At 37.6% G+C, this 7,080-nt stretch carries 6 protein-coding genes and 1 pseudogene; 1 reads left to right on the forward strand and 6 read right to left on the reverse strand.

Annotated elements, in window-relative coordinates:
* Window positions 1–258 precede the first annotated feature (258 nt).
* The 6 genes and pseudogenes from EIZ48_RS27350 to EIZ48_RS27380 form a co-directional block, all read right to left on the reverse strand.
* Window positions 259–549, reverse strand: coding sequence for a hypothetical protein (locus EIZ48_RS27350; RefSeq protein WP_160658448.1), 291 nt, complete (start codon window positions 547–549; stop codon window positions 259–261).
* A gap of 715 nt (window positions 550–1,264) precedes the next feature.
* On the reverse strand, window positions 1,265–1,837 hold the full coding sequence (locus tag EIZ48_RS27355; RefSeq protein ID WP_160658450.1) for a YfhO family protein: 573 nt from the start codon (window positions 1,835–1,837) through the stop codon (window positions 1,265–1,267).
* 143 nt (window positions 1,838–1,980) lie between these two features.
* The gene (locus EIZ48_RS27360) at window positions 1,981–2,643 is read right to left on the reverse strand and encodes a hypothetical protein (protein WP_160658452.1); all 663 of its coding nucleotides are present in this window, start codon (window positions 2,641–2,643) and stop codon (window positions 1,981–1,983) included.
* 150 nt (window positions 2,644–2,793) lie between these two features.
* On the reverse strand, window positions 2,794–3,180 hold the full coding sequence (locus tag EIZ48_RS27365; RefSeq protein ID WP_160658454.1) for a DUF6232 family protein: 387 nt from the start codon (window positions 3,178–3,180) through the stop codon (window positions 2,794–2,796).
* 122 nt (window positions 3,181–3,302) lie between these two features.
* Window positions 3,303–3,713 (reverse strand): annotated as a pseudogene (locus EIZ48_RS31235) (DUF2947 family protein).
* Window positions 3,714–3,893: 180 nt separating this feature from the next.
* Complete coding sequence (locus tag EIZ48_RS27380) at window positions 3,894–4,793, reverse strand: hypothetical protein (protein ID WP_160658460.1); 900 nt, start codon at window positions 4,791–4,793, stop codon at window positions 3,894–3,896.
* 209 nt (window positions 4,794–5,002) lie between these two features.
* Between EIZ48_RS27380 and EIZ48_RS27385 the strand changes: the two genes are divergently transcribed.
* Entirely contained in the window at window positions 5,003–6,886 is a 1,884-nt protein-coding gene (locus EIZ48_RS27385) for an NACHT domain-containing protein (protein ID WP_160658461.1), read from the forward strand.
* Window positions 6,887–7,080: the final 194 nt, after the last annotated feature.

The raw sequence follows: 7,080 nt of genomic DNA on the forward strand, positions 1-7,080 counted from the left end.
GCAAAGAACGGAGCAACCTGCGTTTCCCAGAACTTTAAGGACAGCCCTACGATGAGCGAATGGACTAAGAGTTCCCGTTCTTGGGCGACGTGGTTACGACCAGATCCAAAAGCAGTCTTTTGTCATGCCTAACGCCTGCAATAAGGTGTGCCACGATGAACCAACCAAGCGCACCGTACTCCATACCAAAAATGCCGAATGTAATGCATCACCTTGATTGTTTTGTTATGTGCCTTGGATTCAAATAGTAAGTGCGCACTACTTGCTTAAGTTATCTTTCGGCAGGTTTTTAATTTCATTCAGATCACCCGTACAAGTATTTAACTTATATACTCGGTTTTCGATTTCTTTAATTTCATAACATTGTTTTTCTTCATGCAGCTTACCATCCCATTTACTTGCAAACATGAGCATTGGAAAAGCCATACAAAATGCTAAAGCTACAATTCCCATACCAAGTCCATCCCCAATAGCAGCTAAGCCTTTACTATCTGATATTTTTTCGACAGATTTAGCTATAGTTTCTGCTTTTGATACCTTTTCTTCCATAGTTTTCTCTGCTTACTTTAAACAAATTTAAGGAATATTATCGCTAATTACTGTATGAGCACATAACGTCTGCCATAAGGTGTGCCCCACTGAACCAGCAAAGCGCACCGGACTCCATACCAAAACCGCCGAGTGTAATGCATCACCTTGATGGCCTTGTTATGGCGCCAATCCTTTTGTTTTACTTACGTTTTCCCATTAACTCTCAGCATTCTGAGGCCTTGCTCTTCATCATGCAAGGTAGCGGCAACAAAATCGGAACCTCATTGGCAATGAATCTGAAAGCGATTTAGTAAACGAAAAAACAACCACTAACCAAATGCCAATCCCTTGTTGCGGCACTCGAACTTGGGCAATCACAGCTAAAGAGGAAAAAGAACCTTGTGACCACCAAACAGATAACCGCAACCTGCGTAATAACCATCATCGCGTGATGATAAATTGCGGCTAAAGAACTTGGAGATTTTCACCGCTAAATTGGCAATGAATTTTATCTACGCCATGCAGAAAACCGCAATAATCGCTGAACGGTTCTCACGGCATTGCGACTGATAAGATATTGGAAAAACTGCCACCATTGATGAAATAGACCATGATGACTACAGTTCGTTAAGAGCCATAACGCCTGCAATAAGGTGCCCCGCACTAAACTAACAAAGCACACTGAACTTCATACCAAAACCGCCGAGTGTAAAGGGTCACCTTGATTGCCTTGTTAGCTCTTCAATGCAAATAGCTGCAAAGCAAAACTAAAAAAGAGTATCAACAAACCTAAGAGCCTTGGAGACTGGTCCCGACCAATAACTGCACCTTCGAGCCTAACGATTGGTCTTAAAATGTAGCGTAAAATTGTACCTAGGATACCAAAGGCTATAAAGAACAGGTAAAAAAACGGTAATATCAATGCCGTGGAGCTTGATATCAATATCTTGCTTATCCATTGGCTATAGTTCAGAGCCCAAATGCCTAATAAAGCCAATACAAAAGGTATACCTACTATCCAAGCATAATCATTTAATAAGCTTTCGAATTCAGGAAGTAAAACCCACGCAGATATAAACAGTCCAAGTAGACTCAACGTACCAATAATTTGAATTGTACGTAAGATCTCCCGATCAGCTTCAGTTGGCTCATGATTTCGTCTTAATAGGAACATAGGCAAAATACTTCGATGTGTAAAATCACGAAAGCGATTACTTAGAGTTGAAAGTATCTCAGGTCTTGCTACATCAAGAGCTAACATTCCGGTACCTAACATACCTAATAATAAAGCCACTTCATTAATCAATTGACAAACCTCTTATATATTCAAATATGCCGATGAGAGCTAACGCCTGCTATAAGGTGCCCCACGCAAAACTAGCAAAACGCACCGAACTTCATACCAAAACCGCCGAGTGTAACGGGTCACCTTGATTGCCTTGTTAAGCCTTAATTTTCAACAAAACAAATAGGTCGATTGTTATAGATCGACCATTTAATTAATAAGTTCTTACTAATTATCATTTCAATATAATCACCAGATTCTGATTTATCATCTATGAGCACAGAGCACATGAAGTTTCTACTTTTATGCTCTAAATCCGTTTCGGATATGATTATAACAAAGTCAATAGAATCAAGTTTTGAGTCTGGTTTATAAAGAGCCTTTTCAGTTTCAATCACAAGAGAGTCATGTTTAAAAGCAGAAACAGCTTCGTTAAGGACTAATAACCCTTTTACGGCGTTATCAAACCCCAAATGCTTTGATGATATGCGCAGCTGTTTATTAGCATGGCGCATAACATCATTCCTGTAGCCTCGGTAGGCCCTATTTATAACTTTTCGCCGGAATGTTTTATCGGGATGAGCTGAAATAATATCTTCAACGTGCATCGTACCGCGAAATATAGAAGCTAACTCGTTATCAACTTTAGCCTCTTCATTCAGCCATACATTTATTTTGTCTTCAGGGCTATTAGATAACGTTTTCTTTTCTAAAATGACACTTCTATTAAATAGAAAATAGTCAGGTTTACTTACTGCGTTACCATGGTTACCAACAAACAAGTGGTCAAGCGCATCAACATCTTCATGTTCATGATCACTAAGCAAGAACTGATGGAATCGCTCCTCTAACGTACTGATAATACATCTCCTTTAAGGCTTAACGCCCGCAATAAGGTGCGCCCCACTGAACCAACCAAGCACACCGAACTCCATACCAAAACCGCCGAGTGTAACGCGTCACCCTTGATTGCCTTGTTATGTGATTATTTGTTTAAGATGTTGCGCTTGTTCTTTAAAGATGGTCATTTCTGACAATTTGTTCGCTTTTGCAACCGAAATCCACTGTATCCCTGTTTCATCAATATGCTGAAATTCAATTTGAAGTTCGTACTTACGACTAGAGATTAATGCCGTAATTAAACCAATTATGAATGCAATCGGAGCCATAATGTATCCAAAGCCTTCGGGACATATTACCCATACAATGCCAGAAAAAACTAAGCCCAAAGCCATAAGCCTGAATAAATGGTCTTTAATTGCATTTTGTTTAACTCGTACATCTCGGATTCTCGACAACTTGTAGTCGTCTTTTTGAAATCTAAAATTATTATCAGTTATTTTAAAATCTTGCGTATTAATCATATAACTTCCTATCACATAACGCCTGCAATAAGGTGCCCCACGCAAAACCAACAAAACGCGCCGAACTCCATACCAAAACCGCCGAGTGTAACGGGTCACCTTGATTGCTTTGTTATGTTTTTTTAGCTTCGTGTACCATACCAAGCGCTACCATTACTCAGAATTACTGATATATCTGAGCCTGGAATGACTAGGATAACCCCTTCATCTTCATACAAGAAGTTAGCCCAATTTTGGCAAAATACATTCCAAGTTGTTCCTATACCAATTTCTTGCTTCCAAAACACATACAGCACACTTTCATTCGGAATCCCTAAAGTTGATAACATTGAGGTGAAAATTGAAAAATCATCATTATTTCAATCTTCGAACCAACAATACCAACAAGGGTTTTCTGCAATTATTTTTGATGCCCATTCAGAGCTATCAAGTAACATCAAATGACGGTTTGAATGACTTACAAACTTCTGCCATAAAGTTGAACATTCATCCTTGCTTAAAATATTAACCTGTTTGAGGTGGTTTTCAGACATTTTAGGATCATCATAAAAAACGCCTGGGATCTCTTTTGTCACTGATTACTTCCCCAAAAACATAACGCCGAACATAAGGTGCGCCACGTCCAACTTACCAAGCACACTGAACTTCATACCAAAACCGCCGAGTGTAACGCGTCACCTTGATGTTTTTGTTATATGCAAAATCACGCATTGTTATATGTCTTGATTACCTAACTTTTCCCAGAACGTATTTACAAAGGTTAATTCTGTTGCAGTCAGAGGATACTGATAAATATTTCCCTCTCGGATGTTGGCAAACGACATGTCTTCGGCTTCTGGGGCATAAATAATGCCTTGAGTTGTAAACTCAGTCATAACACCTAGACACTTTTTTACTCTCTTATTAGCTAAAGTAGCTTTGTTCTTAAGCACGAAACCTTTGAGGGTGCGAGCCGATGTTTGCTGGTAGTCTTCTAGTTTTGAGAAGACGAGTGGGGTGTTACCTTCCAAAACTATATCAGTAACATTAAGCGCAATCATACCTCGGCTTTTCGATGAGTTATCAGAGTTTAAACGAGTTTTAATCTGTTCGTTTGCTGCTTTTACACGTTTTGCTAGCTGCTTGAACGACTTCATCCTCTTGCACTCCACGTAAAGTTTTGTGCCATTGATATCAACAACTAGGTCAGATATACCTCGCAAGTCAACGTTATAGCCAGCTTTTATAAAACGAGACGCCATTCCTAGCTCAAACGCGAAGTCACGAGATTGATCCTTTGTTGTTGCATTTCTAAACCGCTGTCCCGATGTCATTTTTTTGATTGGTTCTAAAATAGCTTCAGTATCAAAACTTCTGAAAACGTTCATGATTCTCACAAGCTCATTTGCTTCCTTATGGGCATTGAGAAAAATGCTAACACTTTCTTTAGCATCTTCTGCCCCACCACCATTAAGAAACTCCTGAAGATCTTTTTCATATGACCCAAATCGTGTTTTTTCGTAAGGAACCCCAAAACTACTTATCCACTCACATGCTTCAGAATAAGCTTCTTCTACTTGCTTACTTTCATGAATGAACTTTTCACAATCTGGTTCAATATAATTACCACTCAAAATACAATCCTTCTTGATGAAACTTTAATTGCATATAACGCCTGCAATAAGGTGTGCCACGATGAACTCACCAAGCGCACTGAACTCCGTACCAAAACCGCCGAGTGTAACGCATCACCCTTGATTGCCTTGTTATATGCTCTATCTCAAGCACTTAAGTTATGATAGATTTTTGACTCCGACATCATCTCTAGAGCAGGCAATCTTACATGGAACCAGTTACTACTACATTAACAATGGTAGCTCTCAAACAAACCGTTACACACGTAACAAAAAAGCTTCTTGATAAGGTCTGGGAACATGATACAGAACAAGGAAAAGAACTACTAAGACAACTGTCTGAAAGCAATGCCGCCGAAGTATACGCAGAAAAATATGTAAGTCGTTTTATGAAGATGCGGACACTACACAGTGCTGAATCAGACGTATACTTAGATGAAATTTACTCGCCACTAAAACTGGAAGTTCAGTCTAATGGTGATGAGCTCACCGTAGAAGATGGGTTTACATTAGGCTTTAGCAAAGTAATCAACATCATAGGCATAGCCGGGCAAGGTAAAAGTACGATATTACGTAAGTTATTTCTTGAAGAAATGCGTAAAGCTCAACGTTTTCCATTTATGATAGAGTTACGTCGCGTAGAAAATGACTCAATACTCAGTTACTTTAAGCAACAGCTTAAAGATATTGGTTTAGCCTTTGATGATGGTGACGTCGAAATCTTGTTACAATCAAGAAAAATTGTATTAATGCTAGATGGCTACGATGAAGTAGCATCGCAAAATCGACTTAAATTACTAAGTGAAATCATACAACTAAAAACAAGATACAGTTGTGATGTTATCGTAACAACAAGGCCGGGTACGGAGATATGCAGCGAGGTCGACATTGTTAACTTAAAAGTAAAGAGCCTTGAAATCGATGATATTATTTCAATCATTTCAAAGTTAGATAAAAATGACGAATTAGAAGAACTTCCAAGATTAATCAAAAGTAACAAACAGTTACAAGAGACATTAATTAGTCCAATTCTCGTTAATCTTCTATATGTGTGTTACCCATACCTCGACATCGTCCCTGAAAGCGTAGTAGATTTCTACGACAAGCTATTTATCACTTTATTCAGTAGACATGATAAGATCAAAAACTTTAATAGAGAAAAATACTCTCCCATCACAGCTATAGAAGCAAACAAAGTTTTTAATGCTTTTTGCTTTGACAGCATCAATAAAAATTCTTTAGAGTTTACAGAAGAATCTCTATATGGTTATTTACAATCTGCAATACGACTAAACCAAGTATTACCAGAATATACAGAACAAATTCAAAAAGACTTAATAAATATTACTTGTTTAATCCAAAAAGATGGTTTTGATAAATACGTATTTTTACATAAATCTGTACAAGAGTTTCATGCTGCTAAATTTATAGCCTCTTTACCTCATAAACATAAGGAAAAGTTCTACTCAAAGTTATCAGAAGCTATTGATAACGAAGATAAGTTTGATAATGTACTTCAGTTCTTAAAGTATATTGATACCGACGATTATAATTCACTACTAGTTGTTGAATATTTCAACAGAAACAAACTAAACCATTTAAAAACTGATAGCAAAGATGTGATTTTAGATTCACACATATCTAAAGTACTAAAGAATAAACACATAGAGTTTCATATTGAAGATAATTCATATTTTTGTGAGACAATGGCTGTTATCTATCAGAAAAACTTATTATCAACCCTCACTTTCTTTAGCTCCGGCGAACGAAGAGCAACACTTAACTCTGAAGAATTATTTTCTGACCATTTATTTAATTTAGACATTCATTCAACAGAAAAGGACCCTCTTGAAGCGAAAGTATTATCACTAGAAGATCTTAAAGGTATTTCTTCTAACACCATTATCAACGGCGATTCACCTGATTTTATAGTAACAACAGCTTATGAATACTTACAAGCCTCTGGAGGCTATCAAAAATTTTCAGAAATTGTAAAAGAAGAGATAATGAACTTTTACACAAATATTTACGGGCCAATTTACGAGAAAAATCAACAAGTATCAAGAATTCTTGATATCGATTTTGATATGTAACACTATTTAGCAGGGTGGTCAAACTGCCCTGCATATAACGCCTGCGACTTGTGAATCCCCACAAAATACCTTTGTAGTTCAATAAGTAGACACGCACCTTACCTTCTGATCTAATGAATTCACCACAAACACAAAAGATTGAAAGCAAGATGCGTGATATTCAAATACTACACGAGTCGCTGGAAAAACAATGC

Origin of the sequence: Photobacterium alginatilyticum (assembly GCF_009910675.1) — a bacterium.
In the GTDB taxonomy this organism is placed as follows: Bacteria; Pseudomonadota; Gammaproteobacteria; order Enterobacterales; family Vibrionaceae; genus Photobacterium; species Photobacterium alginatilyticum.

Excerpts from the sequence above, each read along its gene's own strand:
- EIZ48_RS27350 (WP_160658448.1), bottom strand. The coding sequence starts at position 549 with ATGGAAGAAAAGGTATCAAAAGCAGAAACTATAGCTAAATCTGTCGAA.
- EIZ48_RS27365 (WP_160658454.1), bottom strand. The coding sequence starts at position 3,180 with ATGATTAATACGCAAGATTTTAAAATAACTGATAATAATTTTAGATTT.
- EIZ48_RS27385 (WP_160658461.1), top strand. The coding sequence starts at position 5,003 with ATGGAACCAGTTACTACTACATTAACAATGGTAGCTCTCAAACAAACC.